At 39.3% G+C, this 26,224-nt stretch carries 21 protein-coding genes and 1 pseudogene; 12 read left to right on the top strand and 10 right to left on the bottom strand.

What is annotated here, in order from left to right; all coding sequences use genetic code 11:
• The first annotated feature begins 298 nt into the window (after positions 1-298).
• Positions 299-913 carry a carbonic anhydrase gene (locus tag FTU06_RS08935; protein ID WP_111884438.1) on the top strand — a complete coding sequence of 205 codons (615 nt, stop codon included), beginning with the start codon at positions 299-301 and terminating at the stop codon, positions 911-913.
• 83 nt (positions 914-996) lie between these two features.
• On the opposite strand, the gene FTU06_RS08930 is transcribed toward FTU06_RS08935, so the two are convergent.
• Entirely contained in the window at positions 997-1,626 is a 630-nt protein-coding gene (locus tag FTU06_RS08930) for an arylesterase (protein ID WP_078189940.1), read from the bottom strand.
• An 11-nt stretch (positions 1,627-1,637) separates the two neighbouring features.
• Between FTU06_RS08930 and FTU06_RS08925 the strand changes: the two genes are divergently transcribed.
• Both FTU06_RS08925 and FTU06_RS08920 read left to right on the top strand, forming a co-directional pair.
• A complete protein-coding gene (locus tag FTU06_RS08925; protein WP_180146116.1) occupies positions 1,638-2,369 on the top strand; it encodes an ABC transporter ATP-binding protein in 732 nt (243 codons plus the stop codon).
• A complete protein-coding gene (locus FTU06_RS08920) occupies positions 2,366-4,867 on the top strand; it encodes an ABC transporter permease (RefSeq protein WP_180146113.1) in 2,502 nt (833 codons plus the stop codon). Before FTU06_RS08925 ends, FTU06_RS08920 begins: the two co-directional genes overlap by 4 nt.
• Before the next feature lie 128 nt (positions 4,868-4,995).
• Here the strand turns inward: FTU06_RS08920 and FTU06_RS08915 are convergent, their stop codons facing one another.
• Positions 4,996-5,820: a rhomboid family intramembrane serine protease gene (locus FTU06_RS08915; RefSeq protein WP_180146110.1), complete on the bottom strand. Its 825-nt coding sequence runs from the start codon at positions 5,818-5,820 to the stop codon at positions 4,996-4,998.
• Between the two features lie 78 nt (positions 5,821-5,898).
• Here FTU06_RS08915 and mtgA point away from each other — a divergent pair, with 78 nt between their 5' ends.
• Positions 5,899-6,576 carry a monofunctional biosynthetic peptidoglycan transglycosylase gene (mtgA, locus tag FTU06_RS08910; protein WP_078193019.1) on the top strand — a complete coding sequence of 226 codons (678 nt, stop codon included), beginning with the start codon at positions 5,899-5,901 and terminating at the stop codon, positions 6,574-6,576.
• Positions 6,577-6,722: 146 nt separating this feature from the next.
• Positions 6,723-8,804 (top strand): polyphosphate kinase 1, encoded by a 2,082-nt coding sequence (gene ppk1 / locus FTU06_RS08905; protein WP_180113884.1) that lies wholly within the window; start codon positions 6,723-6,725, stop codon positions 8,802-8,804.
• A gap of 84 nt (positions 8,805-8,888) precedes the next feature.
• Here the strand turns inward: ppk1 and FTU06_RS08900 are convergent, their stop codons facing one another.
• The 5 genes from FTU06_RS08900 to rubA all read right to left on the bottom strand — a co-directional run bounded on the left by FTU06_RS08900 (position 8,889) and on the right by rubA (position 13,886).
• Positions 8,889-9,500 carry a response regulator transcription factor gene (locus tag FTU06_RS08900; RefSeq protein ID WP_180066510.1) on the bottom strand — a complete coding sequence of 204 codons (612 nt, stop codon included), beginning with the start codon at positions 9,498-9,500 and terminating at the stop codon, positions 8,889-8,891.
• 1,050 nt (positions 9,501-10,550) lie between these two features.
• Entirely contained in the window at positions 10,551-11,456 is a 906-nt protein-coding gene (oxyR, locus tag FTU06_RS08895) for a LysR family transcriptional regulator OxyR (RefSeq protein WP_180007453.1), read from the bottom strand.
• A gap of 11 nt (positions 11,457-11,467) precedes the next feature.
• On the bottom strand, positions 11,468-12,406 hold the full coding sequence (locus tag FTU06_RS08890) for an alpha/beta fold hydrolase (RefSeq protein ID WP_218947575.1): 939 nt from the start codon (positions 12,404-12,406) through the stop codon (positions 11,468-11,470).
• 58 nt (positions 12,407-12,464) lie between these two features.
• Entirely contained in the window at positions 12,465-13,643 is a 1,179-nt protein-coding gene (locus tag FTU06_RS08885; RefSeq protein ID WP_180146107.1) for an NAD(P)/FAD-dependent oxidoreductase, read from the bottom strand.
• A gap of 78 nt (positions 13,644-13,721) precedes the next feature.
• On the bottom strand, positions 13,722-13,886 hold the full coding sequence (gene rubA, locus FTU06_RS08880; protein WP_005179369.1) for a rubredoxin RubA: 165 nt from the start codon (positions 13,884-13,886) through the stop codon (positions 13,722-13,724).
• Positions 13,887-14,413: 527 nt separating this feature from the next.
• Here rubA and FTU06_RS08875 point away from each other — a divergent pair.
• Positions 14,414-14,959 carry an adenine phosphoribosyltransferase gene (locus FTU06_RS08875; protein WP_180146104.1) on the top strand — a complete coding sequence of 182 codons (546 nt, stop codon included), beginning with the start codon at positions 14,414-14,416 and terminating at the stop codon, positions 14,957-14,959.
• Positions 14,960-15,051: 92 nt separating this feature from the next.
• Here the strand turns inward: FTU06_RS08875 and FTU06_RS08870 are convergent, their stop codons facing one another.
• The gene (locus FTU06_RS08870; protein WP_180077258.1) at positions 15,052-15,558 is read right to left on the bottom strand and encodes a YqiA/YcfP family alpha/beta fold hydrolase; all 507 of its coding nucleotides are present in this window, start codon (positions 15,556-15,558) and stop codon (positions 15,052-15,054) included.
• 461 nt (positions 15,559-16,019) lie between these two features.
• Here FTU06_RS08870 and lysS point away from each other — a divergent pair, with 461 nt between their 5' ends.
• Together lysS and FTU06_RS08860 are read left to right on the top strand one after the other, a co-directional pair.
• Complete coding sequence (gene lysS / locus FTU06_RS08865; RefSeq protein WP_180003896.1) at positions 16,020-17,546, top strand: lysine--tRNA ligase; 1,527 nt, start codon at positions 16,020-16,022, stop codon at positions 17,544-17,546.
• 179 nt (positions 17,547-17,725) lie between these two features.
• Positions 17,726-19,189, top strand: a complete 1,464-nt coding sequence (locus FTU06_RS08860) for a capsule assembly Wzi family protein (protein WP_180063451.1) — start codon at positions 17,726-17,728, stop codon at positions 19,187-19,189.
• 669 nt (positions 19,190-19,858) lie between these two features.
• On the opposite strand, the gene trpS is transcribed toward FTU06_RS08860, so the two are convergent.
• The gene (trpS, locus tag FTU06_RS08855) at positions 19,859-20,872 is read right to left on the bottom strand and encodes a tryptophan--tRNA ligase (RefSeq protein WP_180146101.1); all 1,014 of its coding nucleotides are present in this window, start codon (positions 20,870-20,872) and stop codon (positions 19,859-19,861) included.
• 202 nt (positions 20,873-21,074) lie between these two features.
• Between trpS and FTU06_RS08850 the strand changes: the two genes are divergently transcribed.
• Positions 21,075-21,989, top strand: coding sequence for a DUF808 domain-containing protein (locus FTU06_RS08850; RefSeq protein WP_180146098.1), 915 nt, complete (start codon positions 21,075-21,077; stop codon positions 21,987-21,989).
• Positions 21,990-22,047: 58 nt separating this feature from the next.
• A complete protein-coding gene (locus FTU06_RS08845; protein WP_180059509.1) occupies positions 22,048-22,953 on the top strand; it encodes a neutral zinc metallopeptidase in 906 nt (301 codons plus the stop codon).
• Positions 22,954-23,010: 57 nt separating this feature from the next.
• Here FTU06_RS08845 and FTU06_RS08840 read toward each other — a convergent pair whose 3' ends face one another.
• Positions 23,011-23,568 (bottom strand): hypothetical protein, encoded by a 558-nt coding sequence (locus tag FTU06_RS08840; RefSeq protein ID WP_180146095.1) that lies wholly within the window; start codon positions 23,566-23,568, stop codon positions 23,011-23,013.
• A gap of 219 nt (positions 23,569-23,787) precedes the next feature.
• Between FTU06_RS08840 and FTU06_RS08835 the strand changes: the two genes are divergently transcribed.
• Entirely contained in the window at positions 23,788-25,287 is a 1,500-nt protein-coding gene (locus FTU06_RS08835) for a sodium:proton antiporter (RefSeq protein ID WP_180007461.1), read from the top strand.
• 122 nt (positions 25,288-25,409) lie between these two features.
• Positions 25,410-25,842: pseudogene (locus tag FTU06_RS16870) on the top strand (transposase); the annotation flags it as partial.
• Between the last annotated feature and the right edge of the window lie 382 nt (positions 25,843-26,224).

Below are 26,224 nucleotides of genomic sequence, written 5' to 3'. Positions count from 1 at the left end.
TTTAGATCATTTATATGACTATTATCAGAATGGGCTGAAATAGCAAAAGCGTATATTTATGAAATATATTGTAAATTAAAAATGACCTTTGTCATCCATTGCTTTTTTGACGTGGTTAAACTTGCGTTTTAATAATGTGAACCATTACAGAAAAAATATTTTTTTTTGATGAATGTAGACTAGCATTTTCTATCAAGTAGCATCGTCTTATAAAAAATTCATAGCAATTGTTTTTGCAAGTGACAATCGATTCGACTGGGATTAAAATATTGCAACTTCGGATAAGGGTAATTAGAACATGCTAACAGCAGCAGAAGCTTTAGATCGTTTAAAAAAAGGGAATCAACGTTTTGTAGACGGTGAAACGAATCACCCAAAGCTTTTGACGCATCAACAACGTGCTGAAATGGCCGAAAGCCAAGAACCTTTTGCGATTATTTTAGGGTGTTCAGACTCACGTGTTCCTGCTGAAATGGTATTTGACCAAGGCTTAGGCGATTTATTCGTGATTCGTGTTGCAGGTAATATTGTGGCACCGTCTCAAGTCGGTAGCGTGGAATTTGCAGCAGAAAGCTTCGGTTGTCCTGTGGTCATTGTACTGGGCCATACACACTGTGGCGCGATTCATTCTACGATTGAAGCTTTAACTAACCCTGCGACACCACCATCAGCTAACTTGATGTCGATTGTGAATCGCGTTCGTCCATCTGTAGAAATACTCATGCAAACTGAATTGAAAGATGACCTTGAAAAACTTTCAATGCATGCAGTACGTTCAAACGTTTTTGCATCAGTAAATCAACTTCGTCATGGTTCAGCAGTCCTCGAAAACTTAATTGCGCAAGGCAAATTAAAAGTGGTGGGCGCTGAGTATTCACTCGAAACGGGTGAAGTAAGCTTCTACGATTTCTAAGCAAACTACAGTAAATACAAGATTTAAAAAAAGGCGCTCAAATGAAGCGCCTTTTTTAACGAATCCATTTTCACCCACTAAATTTATAAACTTGCTTTGATCAATGGATAAGCATTATTCAGCAAAATTGGTTGCGCTTTGGCATTTGGGTGAATTTGATCTTGTTGCATCAAATTTTTATGCCCCGCCACGCCTTGCATAAAGAAAGGTAATAATTTGACTTTGTACTGTTGGCTCAACACTTGATAGTTATTTTCAAAAGCTTGGCTATATGCCTTGCCATAATTCGGTGGAATTTTCATTCCAAATAAAATCACTTTCGATTTGGCCTGTTGGCTTTTTTGAATCAGCTGCGCTAAATTTTTTTGAATTTGTGCAGGGGGCTGTCCGCGTAAACCGTCATTACCACCTAACTCAATCACCACAAGGTCTGGACGATGGGTCTGCAACAGTTTAGGCAGTCGTGCCAAAGCACCACTGGTGGTTTCACCGCTGACACTTGCATTGACCACTTTATGTTGTTTCGGATACTGTTGGTCTAGACGTTTTTGTAATAAGTGAACCCAGCCTTGCTGCACTGAAACACCATAACCCGCACTTAAGCTATCGCCCAAAATCATAATGGTTTTGGCAGAGAGCAGCATCGGGCAGAACATCAGTGCAATAGCCAGCAAGTAACTCAATAGACGATTATTTTGAATGCGATTTTGCATATAGGGAAGATATGACCCAACTCACGACAGATGTTGACATCATGCCACAGGCGATTATTTCTGCACAGCAATTGACACAAAAGATACAACTTCCACAAAAACAGTTATCGATCTTTGAACACCTCGATCTTGAAATCTTTGCAGGGGAACAAGTTGCAATTACTGGTCGTTCTGGTTCAGGTAAATCCACCTTGTTGGGGATTTTAGCGACACTAGATCAGGCCAGTTCTGGACTGTTACGGGTCTGTGGTCAAGACATTCATCTATTAAATGAAGAACAGCGTGCTCAAGTCCGTTTGGCCCATATTGGTTTTGTCTTTCAGTCTTTCCAGTTGTTGCCACATTTAACGGCACTGGAAAATGTCATGCTACCGCTACGGTTACAAGCAAATTTTCAGGTCAAAGCTGCCGAAGAAAAAGCATTAAAACTGTTAGCAAAGGTCGGACTAGAACGCCAAGCGCATCAAGCCCCTAAAGTTTTATCGGGTGGTGAGCAGCAACGGGTTGCGATTGCCCGTGCTTTGGTGAGTGAACCCGATCTGATCTTTGCAGATGAACCGACAGGTAATTTAGACAGTGCAACGGCACAGGAAATTGAACAACTGTTATTTCAGTTAAATCGTGAAATGGGAACCACTTTGGTATTGGTGACGCATGATGCCGATTTGGCCCGTCAATGTCAGCGCCACTTTGAATTGGTCAATGGTCAATTGATTGAGCATCGAACAGGAGATGCTGCATGAATCTTTTGGCATTGTTTCGACCACTCTTACAGCTGAGTTTTAAAACCACGGGTGTGTATTTATTATTGATCACACTGACCTTGGCGATCAGTGCCACCACGGCTTTAAAGTTTAGTAATGTACAAATTCAAAATGCTGTAGCGCTACAAGCTGCTGAAATGTTGGCAGCAGATTTGGTGCTGACAGCCAATGAACCAATTCCACAAGAGTGGCAACAACAAGCCAAAACACAGCAATTAAAACAATCGAATGTCACGCTATTTAGCAGCATGGCGCACACTGATCAGCAATTTGTCATGGTCAATGTCAAAGCCGTTGATGCTGCATTTCCACTAAGAGGTGAACTCGAAACAGAACCAAAACTAAACCGTTCCATACAAGCAGGTGAGGTCTGGTTAAGTCCTCGTGCCATGGATTTATTGGGTGTAAAGGTTGGAGATCAGATCAATATTGCTGATGCTGCTTTTCAAGTCAGTGCCAAAATCATCCATGACACCAATCAGGAACTCGGTTTCAGTGGTTTTTCACCGACAGTTATGATTGCGCAGTCTGAGGTGGCGAGAACCAATGCCATCCAAGTCGGGAGTCGGATTGAATATCGCCTGTTAATGGCAGGAGATGCACAAAATACCCAGCGCTTTGAAAAACTGTATAAGCAGAAATTTGGCGATCAAACAGAAAGTGGTGCTGCCAATTCAGATCAAGCGCAGGTTCAGGATGCGGCTCAAAGCAGTTTGAAATTGAGAAATGCCAGTGAAGGCAATACCCGCTTGATGAAGCCGATAGCCAATCTTGAAACGTTTTTACAGCTGGCCAATATTTTAACTATTTTACTTTGTGGCATCGCCATCGCATTAACCAGCCAGCGCTATGTTCAACAAAATCAAGATGCTATTGCACTGATGCGCTGTATTGGATCGACCAAACAGCAAATATTAAGTGCTTATCTGGCTTTACTGTTGGTTGTACTCGGGCTTTCAATCCTGTTTGGAAGTTTGATTGGTCTGGGATTGGGCTATGGCTTATTGCAACTGATGCTACAGCTGATTCCAAATTTACAATTAGAGTTTTCAGCCCTTTCCATGCTGCTTGGCCCGCTTCCAATTGCAATATTCACCAGTGCAATCGTGCTATTAGGTTTTGTTCTTCCGAGTCTTTGGCAATTATTAGGGACACCGCCAGCACGGGTGATACGACAACAAGAGCGTTCTGTACGTTCCATACTTTGGATGCTCAGTTTCGGCACACTCAGTTTGGTGGTGTTTTGTGGGGTATTAACTGAAAATTTACAACTCACCCTGTGGCTGATTTGCGCCATCATCTTCCTGTGTGTTGGCCTATATATGATGGTCTGGCTCAGTTTAAAGGCTTTGAAAAGTTGGGGGACGAAAATCTCAGCGTATATACGCACACCGTATCAAACGGCATTTCAAATTACCGCATTAGCATTGGGTCTAAGTCTGATTACGGTTTTAGCGGTATTACGTACAGATTTGCTGGAACGTTGGCAACAACAATTACCACAAGGGACACCTAACCAATTTGTCTATGGATTACCGCCATTTGAGTTGCAGGATTTTAATCAACAACTCAAGCAGCATGGCTGGCAAGGGACGCCGATGTACCCGAATATTCGTGGACGATTAGTTGCCAAAAATGATCTCCCTTTTTCGGATGCCTTAATTAAAAGCAATAATTCATTACGCCGTGAATTGAATCTTACGCAGGCTGCAACTTTTCCGAAAGATAATCAAATCATCGCGGGCAGTCAGCAGTTTCAACAGGTTAATGAAGTATCGGTAGAGGTGAAAACCGCACAAGAGCTGGGTATTCAAATTGGAGATCGACTGAGTTTTAGCCTTCCTGAAGGGATTTTACAAGCCAAGGTGATCAACCTTCGCAGTGTGGAGTGGGAAAGCTTTAGTCCAAACTTCTTCTTTATTTTTTCTCCCCAAACCATGGATGAAAATGCAGGCAGCTATTTGGGGAGTTTCTATGTTCCACCACAAGATAAAAATCAGTTAATTGGTCTAATTCAGCAGTTTTCGAATACCGTGTTTATTGATGTCAGTCTGATTTTGGATGAGATCAAACGCATCGTCAGCGTATTGGTTCAGATTATTACTATCTTGGCGCTATTGGTCAGTATTTCAGGCATTTTGGTCTTGATCGCATGTTTGAACTTATTTATGGATGAACGCAAAAAAGAAGTGGCATTACTGCGTTCCTTTGGCAGTTCCAAGCAAAAGCTAAAGTCGATGCTCAGTTTGGAAGTTGGTTTGATGGGGCTAATTTCAGGTGTCGTGGCGTGTATTTTTGCCGAAGTAATCAGTGCGATTGTCAGTTATAAAATGGAACTGGTCATCCAACTACATGCCGAGATTTGGTTGATCCTCCCACTGGTAATGACCATACTCTGTACATTGATCGGACGTTATCGCTTAAGTTATCTTTGTGATATTCCACCCTTAGAAAGTTTGCGTGAACTAAATAGTTAAGCGTGGAGAAGGTTAACGGTTGAGCTAATTAAAAGTGGAGCAAGAACCTAGTGCGTAGTTCAGGTTTAGACATGATTTGACGTGTTTTCAACATGTCTGTGTTATAGCCACAGGGTTCATTCCACTATTTAATGTGCTGTGAGCGATTGCTTCATCAGCAGGATAAAGTGTTCCCAAAGCGGTAAAATCGGTTGGATTAATTGTTGGCAATGTAGATAAAACAGATAGCATCCGACAGTTGCGGCGATTAGACCGATCATTTGAATGAGCAGGGATTGATGTAATTTTTGTCCCACATACCAAATGAAAGCCAAGGCAGCACCCATCAACATGCCGCCAATATGCGCGGCATTATTAATTCCACTAATCATAAAGCCCATAGCGAGGTTAATCCCCATCACCATTAATAAGGTTTTTTTATCCAGATAAAATTGCTGTTTAGGTAACATAGGGAGCAGTGAAATAATCGTTAACGCTGCACCGAGACCCATCACTGCACCTGATGCACCTGCACCAATACTCGGGAAAAGCTGCTGATTGGCTGCACCTTCGGCCAATAATGCATAGCTGTCCTGAATGGTTAAATACCCACTCAATAAGCTTCCCATCAGTCCGGCTAAAACATACAGACCGAGGAAGTAGAAACGACCTAACATTTGCTCGGCAACACTGCCAAAAATATACAAAGCCCACATATTCAACATCAGGTGAATCAGGCCAAAATGAAAAAACATACTGCTGAATAAGCGGATGGGTTCCTCTAAAAAGGTTAAAGGTGCATAATCAGCACCCCAACGCAAAGCATCCAGTGTGTCGGGTTGGCTAACGTTCATTCCATGCAACACTTGCCAGCCAAAGAGTCCAACATTGATGGTAATTAAGAGTGCCGTGATCCACCACAGTTGGATTTGCAGCTTACGGGTTGATACAGCAGGAGGGCTGAGTTCAGACATGCTATTCTTGTACTGTGTCAAAATATTTAAAAATAAGCTTAACATGAAAAAACAGAATTTCTGGAGTAACACACTGACATGAAAGCCTTTATTGTTCGTACATTGTTAATTCTTGTCAGTCTTGTGCTTTTGGTACAGCTTTGGATCTTTGGTAGTCTGGTGTGGTGGCGTACACATCCTGTGGAATCGACGATGATGATGCGTTTAGATTATTGGTCTGAGCCATCCAAACCGATTAAACACGAATGGCGTGATTACGACCAAATCAGTGATTATGTCAAACATGCTGTTGTTGCCGCGGAAGATGGCAAGTTTTTACAACACAAAGGTTTTGATTGGGAAGGCATGCAAAATGCTTTAGAACGCAATAAAGATAAAGGCAAAGTGGTTGCAGGTGGATCTACCATTTCTCAGCAATTGGCAAAAAACTTATTTTTATATAATAAGCGTTCATTTATTCGAAAAGGGCAGGAAGCTGTTGCAACATGGATGATGGAACGCATGTGGACGAAGCAACGCATTTTAGAGGTATATCTCAACTCGGTTGAGTTTGGGGACAACATTTACGGCGTAGAAGCTGCAACACAGCACTATTTTGGTAAAAGTTCACGGAGTTTGAGTCGAGAACAAGCGGCATTTATTGCGGCTATTTTACCCAATCCAAAATATTATGATGAAAATCGACAAGATCGTAAGCTAAATTATCGTAAGCGCATGATCCAAAAATATATGCGTTATAGCCATATCCCAGATTAAAAACGATCTAAACACTCGTCAAATGGCATGGCAGCGATTTGAATTACAATAAAAAGCTCATATTAATGGGCTTTTTTTATGAAATTGTCACAAATTTGAAGCATACTAAACTGAGTACAGCACACATTTTTTAATATGGGTTTGAAATGAATACCGCAGCTGAAGTCGCGCAAGTACCTACTGAATATACTTATAATGATCGTTATATTAATCGAGAGTTATCGATTCTCGACTTTCATCTGCGTGTGCTCGAACAAGCGGTTGATCCGATACATCCATTACTTGAACGCATGAATTTCTTGCTGATCTTTTCACGTAACTTAGACGAATTTTTTGAAATTCGTGTTGCGGGAATGATGGAACAGCTAGACTTAGGCAATGAAAGCCGAAGTCCAGATGGTTTGACACCAAAACAAGTATTAGATGAAATTTCTGCGACTGCGCATGCGGCAATAGAGCGCCAGTATCGTATTTTAAATCAAGAAATATTACCTAAACTGCGTGAAGAAGACATTTGCTTCTTACGTCGTGGTGAATTAACCCCTGCACAGTCGGCATGGGTAAAAAAGTATTTCCAAGAACAAGTTGCTCCGGTCTTAACGCCAATTAGCTTAGATCCTGCACATCCATTCCCTCGCTTGGTGAATAAGTCGCTGAACTTTATTGTGACTTTAGAAGGGAAGGATGCGTTTGGTCGTCAGATTGACTTAGCCGTTGTACCTGCACCGCGTTCGCTGCCACGTGTCGTTCGACTCCCTGATGAATTAACCGGTGGAAAAGAACATCACGTGATGCTATCGGCAATTATTCATGAACATGTCTCTGACTTGTTCCCCGGTATGACGGCGACGGGTTGCTACCAATTCCGCGTGACGCGTAATGCCGATTTGGCTTTGAATGAAGATGTTGAAGACTTGGCCAAAGCTCTGAAAGGTGAGTTGAATTCACGTCGTTTTGGTCGCGCCGTTCGCTTGGAAGTGACAGAAAATTGTCCGCAGCATATTTATGAATATTTGCTTGATGAGTTCGATTTAGAAGAAGAGCAACTCTATAAAGTAGATGGACCAGTTAACCTTGCACGTTTACTGTCAAACTTTAAACGTCCACATCTACGTTATGACGCGCATATTCCTGTTATACCGAAAGTACTCAAAAAATCTGAAAACATTTTTAGTGCGATGCAAAAGCAAGATATTTTGCTGCACCATCCCTTTGAATCATTCGCACCGGTAATTAATTTACTGCGTGAAGCTGCACGTGATCCACAAGTTTTGGCCATTAAACAAACGCTTTATCGAAGTGGCGCAGATTCGGAGATTGTGCAAGTTTTAGCGGAAGCAGCACGTAATGGTAAAGAAGTCACCGCTGTAATTGAGCTTCGTGCACGATTTGATGAAGAATCAAATATTGCTGTAGCCAATGTATTACAAGAAGCGGGTGCAGTGGTGGTGTATGGCATCGTGGGCTATAAGACCCATGCCAAAATGATTTTGGTGGTACGCCGTGAAAATAATAAATTGGTGCGTTATGTACATTTAGGTACGGGTAACTATCACGCGGGCAATGCGCGTATCTACACCGATTATGGTCTGTTAACTACCGATAAAGAACTCTGTGAGGATGTACATCGTATTTTCCAAGAACTGACCGGAATGGGCAAAATGGCGAAGTTGAAAAAACTGCTGCATGCGCCATTTACCTTACATACTCAACTGATCAATTATATTGATAATGAAATTGCCAATGCAAAAGCAGGTAAGCCTGCGCAAATCATTGTCAAGGTCAATGCATTAACTGAAGTTCAGTTGATCAATAAACTGTATGAAGCTTCACAAGCGGGTGTGCAGATTGATTTAATTATTCGTTCTATTTGTTGTTTACGTCCAGGTTTACCGGGGCTGTCTGAAAATATTCGCGTGCGCTCTATTGTTGGGCGCTTTTTAGAGCATACTCGAGTGTATTATTTCAGTAATAATGGTGATTCACGTATTTTTTGTTCAAGTGCAGACTGGATGGATCGTAATTTATTTAATCGCGTGGAAGCCTGTTTCCCAATTGAAGATCCAGCCTTGAAAAAGCGTATTTATCAATTAGGTTTAGTGAATTATCTAAAAGATAATCAGCAAGCTTGGTTGCTCCAAAGTGATGGGCGTTGGATTCGTACGCATGTTCAAGAGGGTGAGGAAGCACACAATTCACAGCATGTCCTTATAGAAGCATTTAAATAAATGCGTTAGAAAAGTAAAAGGGAGCAATGCTCCCTTTATTTTTTTAATTTATAAGTTTTTTTGAATCATTTATCTGAACTAAATTTAGCTGTAGCTACTAATTTTTCGGTAGATATTTTTAACAAAACCATCAATTTGATACGTTGAAAGTTTTAACTCACGGACCATCTGCTCTTGAGTCGCGCTATGGCTGACCATATCTAAAATTTGGTATTCAGCTGGATTCAGACTGAGCTGCTTCGGCGCTGCATTTTGCGGACTAAAAGTTTCACTCAATAAAAATTTAGCAAAACTAGGATGAAGGGCAGCCCCACCTCTTAAAATGGTTTTCAGTTGGTTATAAGTGTCTTCAATCGGTTGTTGAATCAGCATATAGGCGGTTGCACCGATCTGAATCGCATGTAAGGTTAAATCAGCAGATTGTTCATTGACTAAAATGATGAGATTACTCGAAGGATAGATCTTTTTAATTTTATGGATGAAAGAGATATCAGACTGTTGCGTGACCACTAAAAAGATTAAATTGGGCAATTGATTGAAAATTTGTTGTTCCGCATCTGCTAAATTTTCTGAAAATGTAATGAGGTCTTCAGGATAACCGAGGTCTCCTAAGATGTTAAACAGCACTGTTTTTGAAGTCATCGATTGATGATCAATAATCAAAACGGGTACTGGTAATAAAAATTCACTCATCATACATTTCGCTCATTTATTATTTTAATCAAATTGCATTTTCATAATTTGCACGAATGCGAATCATAAAAATATACCTAGAAGTTGGGATTTATACATCAAAATATAATTAAGTTATTGTGATTTAATAGAATTTAAATAGCGTATATTTTTGGTGTTTTTCATTATTTTGAATGAAAAGATTTATGGTTTTTTGTTTTTAATTTTAGATTTATTGGTTAAATAACAATTAAATTTGTATTCGGATTGAAAAAAATAATCGAAATGTGAATACCGTATTTTGACAACGGATAAATTGGACTGTTTCCGATATGAATTTATTTCTATCTATTGCTTAGTTATTTTAAATATAAAGTGTAGTAAATATTTAAAATAATGTGATTGATTTTTAGTCAACATTTATTCTATAGGACCTTATTTTCAATTCGCCTACTTTATCTAAAATACCTGAAACTAGTGATTTTAACGAAGGTTATATTTTAATAAGATGTATTTATCTTCTTACTTATCTGGCTAGTGTGAAGATATTATCGAGGCGATGAATTGAGATATACATCAAGTCATATATTACCTTATCAGGCTACCTATTTGGGTTAGCCTTTTCTTTTTTCTAGATGCTGTATTTCATTTTTTAACTGATGTTATATAGTAACATCAGAAGCGCGATTTGATTTAAATAAAAACCGATATGCGTAAGGCCATCCGCAAGTGTTTGAGACAGGATGACTTCTAATCAAAAATGTTTTTGCGATACTTTGAATAAGTAGACGCTAGTGAACGAGTTTTGCGGTGAGGAGCATTGCTCTGCAAGATGGTTTTCTTACGAAGCGCACTTCTCATTTTGCCGAATGAAGAAACAACGTTTCGTAAGAGTACCTCCAGCCGAAAACTAATCTCTTTATTCAATCCCTAGATGTAAGATTCCATCGAATAGATTTAAAAATGCGAAATTACTTTTACGTGAGTAACATCAGTTTTTAAATTAATATTAACTTCTGCACAATAAAAAAGAGAGCCATGTGCTCTCTTTGATATTCACGGATTGATTATTGATTAGTGTAGATTATTGGTGATTTTCTGCAAGATTTGAAGCAATACATCAAATTCACTTTGAAGCGGCGTACTCTTACGCGTCACCAATGCCAATGTGCGTGTAGGACTTGCTTCAATTTCTTTTACAGCCAAATCTTCATTGGCTTTGATCATATTGGTATGAACTGCAATTTCAGGCAATAAGGTAAAGCCTAAATCTGCGGAAACCATCTCAACCAAAGTTGGTAAAGAGCTTGCTTTTAAACGATGGTCATTTTTACGTTCACCAATCGGGCAAGCACTCAAAGCATGATCACGTAAGCAATGGCCTTCTTCAAGCAACATTAAACGAGATAAATCTAGGTCGTCTAAAGATTTCGCTTGAGCTGCATTTTGGTCAGCTTTGTTGTACACCAAGAACAATTTTTCTTTGTTTACTTCTGCAACTTTCAAGCTACGTGTATCGAAAGGAAGAGCAAGTAATACGATATCTAGATTACCGTGCTCGAGTTTCTCAACAATTTTTTCACTTTGTGCTTCATGTAAATGCAATTGAATTTTTGGTAGTTGCTTATGCACTTCTTCTAATAATGGTGCAAGTAAAAATGGCGCAATAGTAGGAATGACCCCTAGATGTAAATCACCCGTTAGAGGTTCGCTCATTTCACGACTTAAACGCATTAGGTCTTGCGCATCTGCCAATAGAACTCGAGCTCTTCCGACAACTTGTTCACCAAGAGGAGTTAAACGCACGTTTTGACGGTCGCGTTCTACCAATACGCCACCTAGTAAACGCTCAAGTTCCATGATCCCGCCAGACAAAGTAGACTGGGTGACAAAAGAACGACGCGCAGCTTCAGTAAAGTGTAGCGTTTCTGACAGTGTTACTAGATATGACAGCTGTCTTAAGGATGGTAATGCAGCCATAGTGTCCTAATTTATGATTTAAAGTGATCAGCAAACAAACCGCTAAGATATGGAATAAAATGCGGTGGGATATCATGCCCCATTCCATCAATTAATTCAAATTTAGCACCTGAAATAGCCTTTGCAACGGCCTTACCATGGCTTGGCGGCAGCAAACGGTCACGAGCTCCATGAACCACAATGGTTTTATGCTGAATTTGTTTATCCAACTGCAGCAGGGAACCTGTACATAATATTGCTAAAAACTGTTGAAGTACACCCGCTGGGTAATAACTCCGCTTATAGAGTTTACGTGCAGTTTGTATCACTTCAAGCTGATTAATATAGCCTGGAGAGCCTATAATATTAAAAACTTTCAGACTATGGTTAATAATGCCATCTTCATCGTTAGATTCAGGTTTTTCAATTAGACTAAATAATTGCTTTGGAAATGGCGGTGGAAGTAAGGGTTGGATGTTACTGGTAAAAAGCAAGCTTAAGTTGTGCACTTTGTCTGGATAGCGTGCTGCCACGATTTGAGCGATCATGCCGCCCATTGAAGCGCCTAAAATATGGACTTTATCGAGTCCCATACGATCAATTAATAGTGCAACATCGTCTGCCATATCGTATAGATCATAAGGCGCACCTTGATTCTCTAGACCTAAGGCAAAACGTCCCATCAGTTTAAAGGTGTTGAGGCGTGGGCCTGGGTTACGAATTTTACTCGACAGACCAATATCGCGATTATCAAAGCGAATAACACGGTAACCTTGGTCTATTAGGGACTTACAAAAGAAATCAGGCCAATACAACATTTGTGCGCCGAGTCCCATAATCAATAAGATTGCAGGATCTTCAGGATGACCACCCACCTCGACATGAAGTTCAATGCCATTGCCTAACTCTACGCGAGTTTCATGCATAAAAGAGGCATAAGGTGAAATATTAAACTGAAGGGCACTATTCATTTTTATTTTCCTTTAAAAAGGACGTCTATTATTATCAGGACGTCCTTGTATTTAAACCCTAAACTGAAGCAGGAATCAAGTCCGGAACCTGCTTAGTCAAAGTTAAGCGTTGCTTCCCAGCAGTTGCACCGAGCAGTACAAATCCACGTAATACGCCATCTTGATCGATCGCACGGGCAATCATGCCATCTTCAAGCTCTTCTGTTTCCCATTGAGTTTCAACATCAATAGGCGCAGGAAGGACAGTTAAAGGTGCTGCAGGTGTTTTAACGGCTACAGGCATAGCTGGATAATGCACAGCGGTATGTTCACCATTGAGGGTTTTTGCCAAAGCACGTGCTTGTTGCATGATCGGCATGACGTATGGAAGAAGGGTACCATTGACTTCAGCACAGTCACCGACAGCATAGATATCTGCCAAGTTGGTTTCTAAGCCTTTATTAGTTAATACGCCACGACTGGTGTGAATGCCGGCTTGTTTTGCCAAGTTAATTTCAGGCTGTAGACCAATCGCAGACAATACAACATCTGCCACTAAGCTTTGACCATTGGCAAGGCTCACTTGATAATCACCATTTTCAATACGTGACACTTTGTCGACTGTCGTACCTAAAACGAATTGAATACCCGTTTCTTCTAAATTGCTTTGGAATTTAGCTGCAACATGAGACGGCAGCAGACGACCCAAAGGTTGCGGAGCTAAATCGACCACCGATACTTTCGACCCAGTATTTTGGAGATCATTGGCAAATTCACAGCCAATCAAGCCTGCCCCTAAAATCACCACACGTTTATCTTCACGTGCTGCAAGCTGTTTACGGAAAGCTTTGTAGTGATCTAAATTGTTGACGACGTGAATGTCTTCACTGCCATCACCCGAAATGGCTAAACGAATTGGATTTGCGCCGACTGCTAAAACGAGTTTTGAATATAGTTGTGTTTGAGTTTCGTTTTGACTTTCAATAGTGAGCTCATGTTTTGCTGCGTCAATGGATTTAACCCAACTCTTATTGATGATTTGCATATTGAGTTGAGCCGACATTTTTTCGGCATCCCCTAGAGGGATTTGCTCAGGAGCTTTATTACCAACGAGCGCATTGGATAATGTCGGTTTAGCGTAGTTAATGGCATCATCCGCACAGATCATAATAAGTTCTAGTTTAGTATTTAACTTTCGAAATTCACGTGCAACGGCATATCCCGCCATACCAGAACCAATAATGACAATAGGGTGCATACTCAACTCCAAACACATTTCATATTTTTTTAAAGACAAAAAAAAGACCATAACGATGATGGCCTTAGATTCTATTTATTAGATTTCAACCATTTCAAAATCTACTTTTGAGACGCCACAGTCTGGGCAAGTCCAATCATCTGGGATATCTTCCCATTTCGTTCCTGCCACGATACCGTCTTGTGGCCAGCCTTCTGCTTCGTCATAAATCCATCCACAAACGATGCACTGATACTTTTTCATTCCATTCTCCAAAAACTGACACAAAATTAAGTCAGTAAATACTTCATAACTGTATAAGTTTATTCCTTAAGGTTAAATCACCTTATACAGTAGACTCTTATGCTAAATTTTTACGCAGTTCTGACTATAAAGTAAAGTGGCTAAGAGTTTAATGAGTGAAATTAAAAGCAGAATGGCAGTGAGGGACAATAAATATCATAAAAACCCCAGATCTGGGAAAAATTGTCTGACAATATTTATGCCTATTGATATGTGTATTCGAATACATTTCCGTGAATTGGGTTCTAAATACCGCTTTTTCTATCTTCATAGACTAAAGTCTTGCAGAAAAAATCTCTAAAATCTTTTATTTTATGATTAGGAAAATATATATTTGATATTTTTTAAATAAATACAATATTAATAATCAATAGCTTATGTGAATTCACTGTATTTTAAATATGCAATTTGGAGGGTTGTTAGCTGTTCTTTTCTCTCAAATCGCGTTAAAATTCACACATTCCTTCCTTAATTTATTTTCTCCTATTATGAGTAATTCTACTGCTGCGGCATTGTGGTCTAACATTCGTACTGTCCAAGATTTTCCAAAACCAGGAATTTGTTTCTTTGACCTTACGCCGTTATTTATGAATAACATCGAATCGTTAACTGATGCCCTAATTGCAAGTATTCCAGCTGAGCAATTGGCAGAAGTAGATAGCTTTATTGCAGTTGAAGCGCGTGGTTTTGTTTTGGCAAGCTTACTTGCTCAGCGTACAGGCAAAGGTTTGGTGTTGGTACGTAAAGCCGGAAAATTACCACCACCAGTTGTCGGTGTTGGTTATAGCCTTGAATACGGTTTAGATCGTCTTGAAATGTCAGCTGAAATCGAATCACAAAAAGTAATTATTGTGGATGACGTATTGGCGACGGGCGGTACGCTTCGTGCAGTGAAACAATTGGCTGAAAAATGTAAACACCAAGTTTTAGGCGCAAGCATTTTCTTAGATTTGCCTGACTTGCATAAAGATTTAGGATTAAATATTTGGTCTGTTTTAGATGATAAAACACGTCCTGATGCAGATGCTGCCTAAGCGTCAGATTTAAAATGTAAAAAGCCTTGTCTATGACAAGGCTTTTTTATGTCTGCTAAAACGACGCTGCTGCTTAAGCTTAATATTATGATTTATTTTTTTAAGTAATTTAATTCGAGATGTTGGATTAAATCATTAATATTTTCAGGGCATTGAAGGCGATGATGTCCGCCATCCATGACTTGAACCTGCATATAGTCTTCGAGTTGTTTTTCTGCCTCATACATATCCAAAATTTCATCGCCACGTTCGATATATGCAATTTGTGGAATATCATTATCCAAATCCATTTCATTGATTGCAGGGTAGTCGTCGCGAAAGTCTGGATGCAGACTGGGGTTGGCAATTACACATGGAATGCGATGAAACAGCGACATTTTTAATGCCCAATATGCCCCGAGACTATGACCGACGATGATATCGGGCTTAATGGTTTCAATACTCTCGTGGTAAAAGTCCGCAACAGTTTGAAAATTTAAGTTGCGATAGTCCACTTCAATACAGAATTTTTGTTTTGCATTGATGGCATGGAACTTCGTAGATTCACGGGAAGAATCCAATCCATGTAAAAACAGAATTTTCGATAAGCAGGAAGTCATTGTTTTTCTACACACTGTTTTCAAACATTTTTGGATGTGTTGAATATTTTATTTTTCAACAATTTTATGGCTTCATTGTAGAGAGAATTGTCAAAAAGAGAATTTAGCTTTTGGTCTAATTTCTAGGCATTTAAAAGACTTTAGTCTTAAAGAAAATAGATTAAAAGGTTGAATTAAGCTATTAAAATATATTTCAATATACTGATAGTTATAAATATTTTAAAGTACGTAGTTGTCATTGTAATATCGCTAAATATTGGCTTGCTAAGTTTAAATATTTAACTTTTATCTCGTGCATATCTGAAAGGTATGGATTAAGCAGACCTGAAGGTATAGCTGTCAAAACATCTTACTTTGATAAATTTCAACTTATTGAAAAAATGCGCACATTGCTTACTGCTCAATTCAAAGGAAATCTGCTATGCTATGCAACTTCCGTTTTTTAACTATTTGAGACAGAGATGACGCAACATAACGCTCAATCGACTTCTGAACAAGCCATTTCCGAAAACGATTTAATTGCACAGCGTCATGCCAAGTTAGAGCACATCAAAGAGCACGCCAAGGAAACAGGTGTTAGCCCGTGGCCTAACACATTTAAGCGTGAACACTATGCACAAGATTTACAAGACCAATTCGCTGAAAAATCAAAAGAAGAAATTGAAGCAGGCGAAAAGGTTTATGTAAAAGTTGCTGGTCGTGTGATGTTGAACCGCGGTTCATTCATCGTAATCCAAGATATGACTGGTCGTATCCAGCTTTATGTACCACGTAAAGAGTTGGATGCTGACGTTCTTGCGACCATTAAAGCACTCGATTTGGGCGATATTATTGCTATCGAAGGTTATATTGGTCGTTCTGGTAAAGGTGACCTGTATGTTCATATTGAACATTTTGAGCTTTTAACCAAATCACTTCGTCCTCTTCCAGACAAATTCCATGGTTTGACTGATACTGAAGTTAAATACCGTAAGCGTTATTTAGACCTCATCATGAACGAAGAAACACGTAAAACTTTTGAAATTCGTGCAAAAGTGGTGTCAGGTATTCGTTCATATTTGAGCAATGAGCGTTTCATGGAAGTTGAAACACCAATGATGCATGTGATTCCGGGTGGTGCATCTGCGCGTCCATTCGAAACTCATCACAATGCATTGGATATGCCTTTATTCTTACGTATTGCGCCTGAACTTTACTTAAAACGTTTGGTTGTCGGTGGTTTTGAGCGTGTGTTCGAAATTAACCGTAACTTCCGTAACGAAGGTGTATCAACACGTCATAACCCAGAATTTACCATGATCGAATTCTATCAAGCGTATGCAGACTACAAAGACCTGATGGCTTTGACTGAAAATATGCTTGAAAAATTGGCGATCGACATCTTGGGTTCGACGGATGTGCCTTATGGTGAAGAAGTGTATAGCTTCAAAGGTCCATTCAAGAAGATTTCGATGTTTGATGCGATTCTTGAACACAACCCAACGTTCACTGCTGAAAATGTGGCTGACCGTGAGTTCCTTGCTAACTTCGTTAAAAATGAACTGAAAGAGCAAGTAAAACCTGGTTTTGGTTTAGGTAAACTTCAAACCATCGTATTTGAAGAAACTGTTGAAACTGAACTTCGTCAACCGACATTCATCACAGAATACCCTGCGGAAACTTCACCATTAGCACGTCGTAATGATGATAATCCACATATTACCGATCGTTTTGAATTCTTCATCGGTGGTCGTGAGTTGGCAAATGGTTTCTCAGAGTTAAATGACCCAATTGATCAAGCTGAACGTTTCCAAGCTCAAGTTGCCGAAAAAGATGCAGGCGATGATGAAGCAATGCATTACGATGCAGACTTCATTGAAGCGCTTGAATACGGCTTACCGCCTACAGCGGGTGAGGGTATTGGTATTGACCGTTTGGTGATGTTATTTGCCAATGCTGCAAGTATTCGTGAAGTGATCTTGTTCCCACATATGCGTCATAAAAACTAATCATAAAAACTAATTAAGTTTTGAAATGAAAAACCCGCTTAATGCGGGTTTTTTATTTTGTGCTTTTATTGAGCATTTTAATCGAAATGATAAAAAATTAGGGTAGATACAGTTTCGCCCTTGAATAAATGAGTTGAAAAATCTAAGGTGGGCTGTGAATTAAACTTGAGAAAAAGAGCATGTATTTAAGAAAGTCACTCTATGCTGCTGTACTGTTTGGATTATCAGTTCCTGTTTTTGCTCAGGGGATTGTATTAAATAATGAAGAATTACGCGCAGATTTAAATTGGTTAAATCAGCAAGGCGTCATTCAAATTAGCACCTCAACATGGCCGATGAGTGGTGATGAAATACAGCGCGCTTTATCTGCTGCAAAAGCGACGACATCTGTACAGCAAAAAGTATTACAAAACATTCAAAATAAATTGACTGCTGAAAATACACTATTAAAAGCCGAATTATTTGCTGAGTCAGATAAAAATAATTTACCGCAAAATTTTGGTGATCATCAAAAAGCGCAGTATCAAGGTGCACTTGAACTGAACGTTGGTGGTGAAAATTGGGATGGTCGTTTACGTGTAAATGCTGAAGATAAACAACAAATTAATAATGATCAAGATGTAAATGTAGAAGGCACATACATTGCCGGGAAGCTTTGGAACCAATGGTTAATTGCAGGTCAGATTCCGACTTATTGGGGGCCTGGTCATGACGGTAGTTTAATCCGTGGTGATGCGAGTCGCCCTGTGTATGGTTTTACTGCACAGCGTGCAGAACAGAATGCTTTTGAAACACCGTGGTTATCTTGGATCGGCCCTTGGCAGTATCAAGCTTTTGCTGGTCGATTAGATGACTATGCTGCGGTTCCAGATACGAATTTAATTGGTTTTAGACTTACAGCACAGCCATTACCATATCTTGAGTTAGGGGCTTCACGTACTTTCCAAATTGATGGGGAAGGGCAACCAGGAAGTGCTAAGGCGTATTGGAATGCATTCATTGGCAAAGATAATGAATGTACAGATACGGGTTGCGCGGGTGAAGGAAATCCCTCAAATCAATTGGCTGGTTTTGATGCGCGTTTGAATTTACAACCATTATTGCAAGTTCCAGCCAGTCTGTATGGCCAATATATTGGTGAAGATGAAGCAGGTGGTTTGCCTGCAAAAAGCATGTATCTTGCTGGGGTTGATTATTCTTCAAGTGTGAAAAATATGCCTTATCAACTCTATACTGAATGGGTCGATACTCGAACCAATGGTGATGCTAAAGGCATTTCTTATAACCACCACATATATACAGATGGCTACTATCAACATGGCTATCCACTAGGTCATGCCTTAGGTGGTGATGCTCAAATGGTTTCAGTGGGTGGAAATATACGTATTGATCAACTAAACCGTCTAAATGGTCGTGTACTGTTTGCAAAAGTTTCTGAAACAGAGCGTGCTGCTTTGAACAACGCAGCATTTCCTGAAAAAGATGAATTGAAAGCTCTAGACTTAACTTGGACACATTATTTACGTCCAGATATGCCTTTAAAAATTAACGGTTGGGTAAGTGACTCAGATTTAAATGGTAATGATGGTGGAGTGTCAATTGGAATTGAACTACCATTAGATAACCGTTTATTTCATTACTAACTGATGTTACGCGCGTAAAAGTAATTACGCATTTTTAAAATGATTTTTTTAAGTCTATTCGACGGAGTCTTGCATCTAGGGTTTGAATAAAGGGATTAGCCTTCGGCTGGAGGTACTTTTGTTTCGGCAAAAGTACCCAAAACCATTGTCATCCGCAAAACTCGTTTACTAGCGTCAAATTACTCAAAGTATCGCAAAAACTTTTTTGATTAGAAGTAGTCCTGCCTCGAACAGTTGCGGATGACGTTACTGCGTATCGTTCTTTTATTTGAAGAAAATTGCGCTTCTGATGTTACTGCGTAACATCAGTTACTAATTTATATTCATTTTTAAAATGATGTATTCATTGAAAAGTCCGCTTATAGTGGACTTTTGGATATTGGTAGTTGCCAATTTTCAGACAAAAAAATACGCAATGATTGGGGTGTTCATTGCGTATAACAACGAATCTGTTTTCACAGGTTCGGTAAAGGAGAAATGTTATGAATTTAGGTATTCCTAAAACATAAATAGATAATAGAGTGAACGGTCAGTCATTTCATTGGTGTTCACGTTAAGTGATGTTACCTAACGTTAAAACTAAGGAGATTTTGTGAATACCTTCACAAAAAGTGCCTATAAAAAAGCCTTTCACATTGGAAAGGCTTAATTTTATAGAATTTTTTAAATTTAGAAGTGGAAAACACCCAGTCCAGATTTAATTTCATCTAACGTTTGTTGGGTAATATCACGGCATTTATCGGTACCGGTTTTTAAAATATCCATGATGTAGTCAGGATCTTTTTGCAATTCTAAACGGCGTTCACGGATCGGGCCGATCAGCTCTTTTAGCACGCCTTCAAGACGCTTTTTCACAGTACCATCGCCTAGGCCACCACGACGATAGTGTTCTTTCAGCTCTGCAACAGCTTCTTTATCAGGATCGAATGCATCGAGGTAAGTAAATACGACGTTACCTTCAACTTGACCTGAATCTTCAATACGTAAATGATTTGGATCGGTATACATTGCATTAACAGCTTTCTTGATATCTTTATCAGTCGCGTCAAGCACAATGGTATTGCCCAAAGATTTAGACATTTTTGCTTTACCATCAAAACCTGGTAAGCGGCCTACATTAGAGAGTAAAGCTTTACATTCAGGAAGTACGTCACGACCAATTTGACGGTTTAAACGACGAACAATTTCGTTGGTTTGTTCAATCATTGGAATTTGGTCTTCGCCCACTGGAACGACAGATGCTTTAAACGCTGTAATATCGGCAGCTTGAGCTACTGGATAGCATAAGAAACCTGCAGGAATATCACGCTCAAATCCACGCATTTGAATCTCAGATTTGATGGTTGGATTACGCTCTAAGCGAGAAACCGTCACAAAGTTCAAATACAACATGGTCAATTCATTCAATGCTGGTAAGCATGATTGAACGCAAATCGTGGTTTTGGTTGGGTCAATTCCTACAGCAAGATAATCGGTTGCGACTTCAATAATATTGCGACGAACTTTTTCGAAGTTATCGGCATTATCAGTTAAGGCTTGAGCATCAGCTAAAAGAAGATGTTGATGATGCGAATCTTGTAAACCTACACGTGAACGTAAAGAACCTACAAAATGACCTAAATGTAATTGTCCAGTCGGACGGTCGCCAGTCAAAATCACTGGACGATTATCTTGAGTACTCATTATCTGTTCCAAAGTGGTAGTCAAAGCTACGGCTGATTTTCAAAGAATGTCCCCATTGTACGGCATTCTATTTTTGATTGTTACTGACACAGCACAATTGACTGAAAAATGGGTGAATATTTTGTTAATTATTAAAAAACTAAATACAATTTTAGCGTTAAATAGAATTAGAATATTAAAAAATGCCTAAAGGATAAAAATAATGGCGAGTAGCTTATTAATCTTACTTGATGATATTGCAACTGTGTTGGATGACGTTGCTGTGATGAGTAAGATGGCAGCCAAAAAAACAGCGGGTGTCCTTGGAGATGATTTAGCACTGAATGCACAACAAGTCAGTGGTGTCCGTTCCGATCGTGAACTTCCTGTCGTTTGGTCTGTCGCCAAAGGATCTTTTGTTAATAAATTAATTTTGGTTCCGGCTGCTTTATTGATCAGTGTGGTTGCACCTTGGCTGATTACACCGCTTTTGATGATTGGTGGTTTGTTTTTGTGCTATGAGGGTGTGGAAAAAGTCCTGCATAGTTTGCATCATAAAAAAGCCAAAACAGAAGAAGTTGCTCGTGAAGAGATGACCCATATTGAAACGGATTTGGTGACTTTTGAAAAAGAAAAAGTCAAAGGTGCCATCCGGACCGATTTTATTTTATCTGCTGAAATTGTGGTGATTTCATTGGGTACGGTTGCAACTGCGGCATTTGGGACTAAGGTCATGGTGCTTTCGGTGATTGCAATTATAATGACCGTTGGTGTTTATGGTTTTGTCGCGATGATTGTCAAAATTGATGACTTAGGACTTTATCTCACGCAACAAGCATCACAATTTAAAAAGACCGTTGGACAAGGTTTGTTAGCATTTGCACCTAAGTTGATGAAGACATTGACCATTGTTGGTACGATTGCCATGTTTTTAGTGGGTGGTGGCATCATTACCCATGGTGTGCCTCTGCTACACCATTTTATTGAAGGCTCTGTGGATTATGCAGAACATATTCCTACAGTTGGCAGTATTGTGGGTGCATTAACACCGACTTTAATCAATTTAGTGACAGGTTTTATTGCAGGTTTAATCGTGCTGTGCGTCGTGTCTTTAGTTCAAAAAGTATGGCCAAAGTAGCAAAAGGATTAATCTGTAAACGCACGGATATCAACTATTTTATATAAGGAAGATCACTATGCGCTGGAAAGGTCGAAGAGTTAGTTCAAACGTAGAAGACCGTCGCGGTGGTGGCGGTGCAAAAGCGGGTGGTATCAGTATTCTCGGTTTGGTTGTAGCATTTGTTGCGTGGAAGTTTTTTGGTGTCGATCCGCAGCAAGCTTATCAGGCGACTAAACAAGTGACTTCACAGGGTCAAACGGCTGAAGTCAAAGGTTTGGATAATCCAACACCTGAACAACAAGAAGCGATGGATTTTGTTGGAACGGTTTTGGCCGATACGGAAGATACATGGACTAAAGTCTTCCAAGAACAGTTAAATGCCCAGTATAAAGCGCCTAAATTGGTCATGTTTAATGGTGTGGTCAACTCGGGTTGTGGTACAGCACAAGCTGCAATGGGGCCGTTTTATTGCCCAGCAGATCAGAAGGTCTATATTGATACTGCATTCTTTAAAGATATGCGTACGCAAATGGGCATCACGGGTGAACAAAATCAAACTGAATTGAGTCGTCAAGATCAGGCGGGTGATTTTGCGCAAGCCTATGTGGTTGCCCATGAAGTTGGACATCATATCCAAACGATTTTAGGTATTTCTGAGCAAGTCCAGCAGGCGCGTGCGCAAGCGTCTAAAGCTGAAGGTAATCGTTATTCGGTCATGCAAGAATTACAAGCAGACTGCTTTGCGGGTATTTGGGCGCATCATAATCAACAGCGTACCCAATTTTTAGAGCAGGGTGATGTAGAAGAAGCGATGGACGCTGCACATAAGATTGGTGATGACTATTTACAGAAAAGTGCAACTGGGCAAGTGGTCCCAGATAGCTTCACGCACGGCACCAGTGAACAACGTATGAAATGGTTCCAGACAGGGTTGAAATCAGGCAATATCAATAGCTGTGATACCTTTAACCAAACCATTTAAAACAAAAAAAGGAGGATGCAAACATCCTCTTTTTTTCATTGAAAAATAGATTGAAACTTATTTATTAAGAAATGATTTAAAGTTTCGAACAATACGATAGCTGACATACAATGCGGCAAATGCGAATAAAGCCACGCCAAAAACAGTATATTTAAGGCCTGAAATATCGTTTTGATAGAACTGTTTTAATTGGGCATCGCTATAGCGTAATTGTTGTTTTTGTCCAGTGCGGCTATTGGTGAAACTCACATTTTGGATATATTTAAATTGTCCAATTTTTAGTAAATCGAGGTGTTGAATTTGTCGGGTGTGTTGCTGATTAAATTCATCGAGACAAATATCTTGTGCATAGTTTTCACAATTCAGTTTGGCAAGATAACCATTATTCGCCAGCATGATAAAAATCGCACGATCGGGTGATTCATTATTGGAGACCAAAACCAATTGTTCTTTGGGTGTTGAATCCAGTGAGATCGTTTTTGCCTGACTAAAATAGTGCTCAGCACGTAAAATTTCCTGTAACTTGCTATAGCAAGTGAGGATCAGGGCCGCCGTAATGATAAAGATCACCGCAGCAAAAAAGAGTCGAAAAATAGTTTTAATGGTCTGATGCATAGGAGAAATAAATTAGAGGATAAAAATGCATAAAATCGATGCAGGCTTGCTATGTTAAATGATCTTGATAAAAGATGTGAAAAAAACTGAATTTATACACGGTATTTAGATAAAATTCGTTAAAATATTTTATTTTTAAATACCAAATAATTTAGTATTTATTTTTAAAATACCTATATCTCACTCTGTAGGCGACACAGCACCAAAATTGGGAACGAAATGGGAAATTATTTTTTTCTACAGGTTTTTACCGTTATTTTTGCACTTTCGATTGCAACCACCATTTTTAATAAACGTATCTTGGCTTTTCCACAAGCCATAGGTGTTCCCATTGTTTCTGCAATTTTTGTCTTTATTTTGCAATGGGGTGCGAGTTTACTCAATGGCAATCAATTTGTGACGATTAATTTACACAATATTGAAGAGGCAGTTCGTCATATCGACTTTTATGACTTTTTAATTAATGGCGTGATTTGTTTTATTTTGACCTCTTCAGCCTTGAAATTTAAAGTTTCAGATTTACGTTTACATTGGAAGCCGATCAGTATTTTGGCCAGTATTGCCTTGGTGCTTTGTGCGGTGTTTTTTGGTGTTGCTTTATATGGTTATCAGTTCTTAATTGGTCATCATGTTGATTTATTGGTGTTGTTATTATTAGGCGCTGCTTTAGGTGCGACTGACCCAATTGGGGTTAAAGGTGTATTAAGTTCTGTACGTGCCCCACATCATTTGATGGTGAAATTAGAAGGCGAATCGCTCTTTAATGATGCCATGTGTATTGCTGTGTTTATGACTTTACTCAATGTTTTGCAAGGTGAACATTTTACCGTCATTGGTACGCTTGAAACACTGTTATATGAAATTGTTGTTGCAGTCATTATTGGTTGGGCATTTGGTTTAGGGATTTTACGTTTACTCCGCGGTAAACATGAAATGGAGTCCTTGATTTTAACCACAGCATTATTGGCAAGTGGTTCATATCTAGTCGCTTTATTCGCACATGCATCTGCACCAATTGCATGTGTTATTGGTGGTCTGATCGTTGGGAATAAATGGAAAGAAATCCTCCAAGACCGAGAAATCAGGGAAGTGAACCATTTCTGGCATACGGTGGAAGGGATCATCAATTCCTTCTTATTTACCCTGATCGGTCTCGAGTTATTTATCTTAGATTTAAGTATCAGCTTAATTTTAGGCGGTATGGTGGCGTTTATCATTTTGCATGCATCGCGCTTTGCAGCAAACTATTTATCTTTTGCATTCTTCCCAAGTTTCCGCAAAAAAAGTTACAACGGTAGCCTTGCCATCTTATCGTGGGGTGGGGTTCGTGGCGGTATTTCATTGGCCTTAATCCTTGCTGTTGCCAATATTCCTGAACTCAGTGAATACAGCAGTATTTTGATTGGATATACATTTATTGCAGTCTTAATGTCGGGCCTCGTGTGTGGCCTAGGTTTACCCGCTGTGATGAATGCTTTTTATTACAACCCGAATGAAGAAACCAAAGGTTTCAAAGGTTGGTATCAAAGAATGTGCCATAAAATGAATAAAAAGGGTTTCCAATATATCGTGGGCGAAGATATACATGGTAATGAAACCATCACGGTATATAACCCAGAAGCATTAATAGATACCAAAGCGGATGATGGTGTTGCTGCTGTACATAATCCAGAGAAAGTGCAAGAAGTTCGTCGATTAGAAAATCCCGAAAACTTCTAAATTGCTTTGTTCGATTTAAAAAAAGGAAATGCTTGAGCATTTCCTTTTTTTATTTCTAGCTGTGTTCCATCATGAAACAGCAAAATGTGGGAAATTATGACTGGTCATTCAGCAGGAGATAAAAACATATTGATATTGCGATTAGCTATCAAAAAAGTTCTGATGGACTACATCTACTTGTTGACTCTATAGGTTTGAAGTTATTAGCTGAAGGTGAATCGAAACCTAATAAACATCAGTCTGAAGGTCGACGACAATGGCGTAAACTTCGTATTGGTATAGATGCTGAAAACATTGCAAACATGGACAATTCAGCTCATGACAACAATGTCAGCAGTTCATAAGTACTAGAAAACTTACTTGCATAAATTTCACCTAGTGAGCCAATGAATTCTAGCTATACCGATGGCGCATATGACACAAAATGCTGTAGGCATATCATTTCAGATTTATAAGCACTCTAGTCATTCCTCAAAGAAAAAATGCGAAACCATGAAAAGACAAAAAACTGTGGCTTTGGGAAGAAATGAATTCTTAAAGACAGTCCGACGTGTAAGGTGTGCCGTCATGAAGCTTTTAGTCACATCATGATAAAGTTTATTTGAAGTTCTGCTTTAAATGACGCTGTCTTTTTGCATAAGAAATACGATATCTCGCCATGTTTTTAATTGCATAAATGCGCTCTCTACCAAGGGGCGATATTTATACAAATGGTTGTCATAGCCCAAATGTGTCGATAAAGTTGAATTACTCACTTTGAAAAATACCGATGTGACTTTACAAGATCTAATCGATCACAACCAATTACTGTACTAGGGTCTGTTGACATTTGTTGATTAAAAAAATAGCGAGATAGTAAAATTAAATCGCCAAACCCAATTTTACACTCGCTATGCCTCGAACAATGCTAAATGATCAACACTGGTCCAAGTTACTT

Source organism: Acinetobacter sp. YH12052, assembly GCF_013419835.1.
Classification (GTDB): domain Bacteria; phylum Pseudomonadota; class Gammaproteobacteria; order Pseudomonadales; family Moraxellaceae; genus Acinetobacter; species Acinetobacter amyesii.
This window is presented reverse-complemented; position numbering and strand designations above follow the sequence as displayed.

What these genes read in the sequence shown, in the direction of transcription:
- FTU06_RS08935 (WP_111884438.1), top strand. Translation starts at nt 299, where the DNA reads ATGCTAACAGCAGCAGAAGCTTTAGATCGTTTAAAAAAAGGGAATCAA.
- FTU06_RS08930 (WP_078189940.1), bottom strand. Translation starts at nt 1,626, where the DNA reads ATGCAAAATCGCATTCAAAATAATCGTCTATTGAGTTACTTGCTGGCT.
- FTU06_RS08925 (WP_180146116.1), top strand. Translation starts at nt 1,638, where the DNA reads ATGACCCAACTCACGACAGATGTTGACATCATGCCACAGGCGATTATT.
- FTU06_RS08920 (WP_180146113.1), top strand. Translation starts at nt 2,366, where the DNA reads ATGAATCTTTTGGCATTGTTTCGACCACTCTTACAGCTGAGTTTTAAA.
- FTU06_RS08915 (WP_180146110.1), bottom strand. Translation starts at nt 5,820, where the DNA reads ATGTCTGAACTCAGCCCTCCTGCTGTATCAACCCGTAAGCTGCAAATC.
- mtgA (WP_078193019.1), top strand. Translation starts at nt 5,899, where the DNA reads ATGAAAGCCTTTATTGTTCGTACATTGTTAATTCTTGTCAGTCTTGTG.
- ppk1 (WP_180113884.1), top strand. Translation starts at nt 6,723, where the DNA reads ATGAATACCGCAGCTGAAGTCGCGCAAGTACCTACTGAATATACTTAT.
- FTU06_RS08900 (WP_180066510.1), bottom strand. Translation starts at nt 9,500, where the DNA reads ATGATGAGTGAATTTTTATTACCAGTACCCGTTTTGATTATTGATCAT.
- oxyR (WP_180007453.1), bottom strand. Translation starts at nt 11,456, where the DNA reads ATGGCTGCATTACCATCCTTAAGACAGCTGTCATATCTAGTAACACTG.
- FTU06_RS08890 (WP_218947575.1), bottom strand. Translation starts at nt 12,406, where the DNA reads ATGAATAGTGCCCTTCAGTTTAATATTTCACCTTATGCCTCTTTTATG.
- FTU06_RS08885 (WP_180146107.1), bottom strand. Translation starts at nt 13,643, where the DNA reads ATGCACCCTATTGTCATTATTGGTTCTGGTATGGCGGGATATGCCGTT.
- rubA (WP_005179369.1), bottom strand. Translation starts at nt 13,886, where the DNA reads ATGAAAAAGTATCAGTGCATCGTTTGTGGATGGATTTATGACGAAGCA.
- FTU06_RS08875 (WP_180146104.1), top strand. Translation starts at nt 14,414, where the DNA reads ATGAGTAATTCTACTGCTGCGGCATTGTGGTCTAACATTCGTACTGTC.
- FTU06_RS08870 (WP_180077258.1), bottom strand. Translation starts at nt 15,558, where the DNA reads ATGACTTCCTGCTTATCGAAAATTCTGTTTTTACATGGATTGGATTCT.
- lysS (WP_180003896.1), top strand. Translation starts at nt 16,020, where the DNA reads ATGACGCAACATAACGCTCAATCGACTTCTGAACAAGCCATTTCCGAA.
- FTU06_RS08860 (WP_180063451.1), top strand. Translation starts at nt 17,726, where the DNA reads ATGTATTTAAGAAAGTCACTCTATGCTGCTGTACTGTTTGGATTATCA.
- trpS (WP_180146101.1), bottom strand. Translation starts at nt 20,872, where the DNA reads ATGAGTACTCAAGATAATCGTCCAGTGATTTTGACTGGCGACCGTCCG.
- FTU06_RS08850 (WP_180146098.1), top strand. Translation starts at nt 21,075, where the DNA reads ATGGCGAGTAGCTTATTAATCTTACTTGATGATATTGCAACTGTGTTG.
- FTU06_RS08845 (WP_180059509.1), top strand. Translation starts at nt 22,048, where the DNA reads ATGCGCTGGAAAGGTCGAAGAGTTAGTTCAAACGTAGAAGACCGTCGC.
- FTU06_RS08840 (WP_180146095.1), bottom strand. Translation starts at nt 23,568, where the DNA reads ATGCATCAGACCATTAAAACTATTTTTCGACTCTTTTTTGCTGCGGTG.
- FTU06_RS08835 (WP_180007461.1), top strand. Translation starts at nt 23,788, where the DNA reads ATGGGAAATTATTTTTTTCTACAGGTTTTTACCGTTATTTTTGCACTT.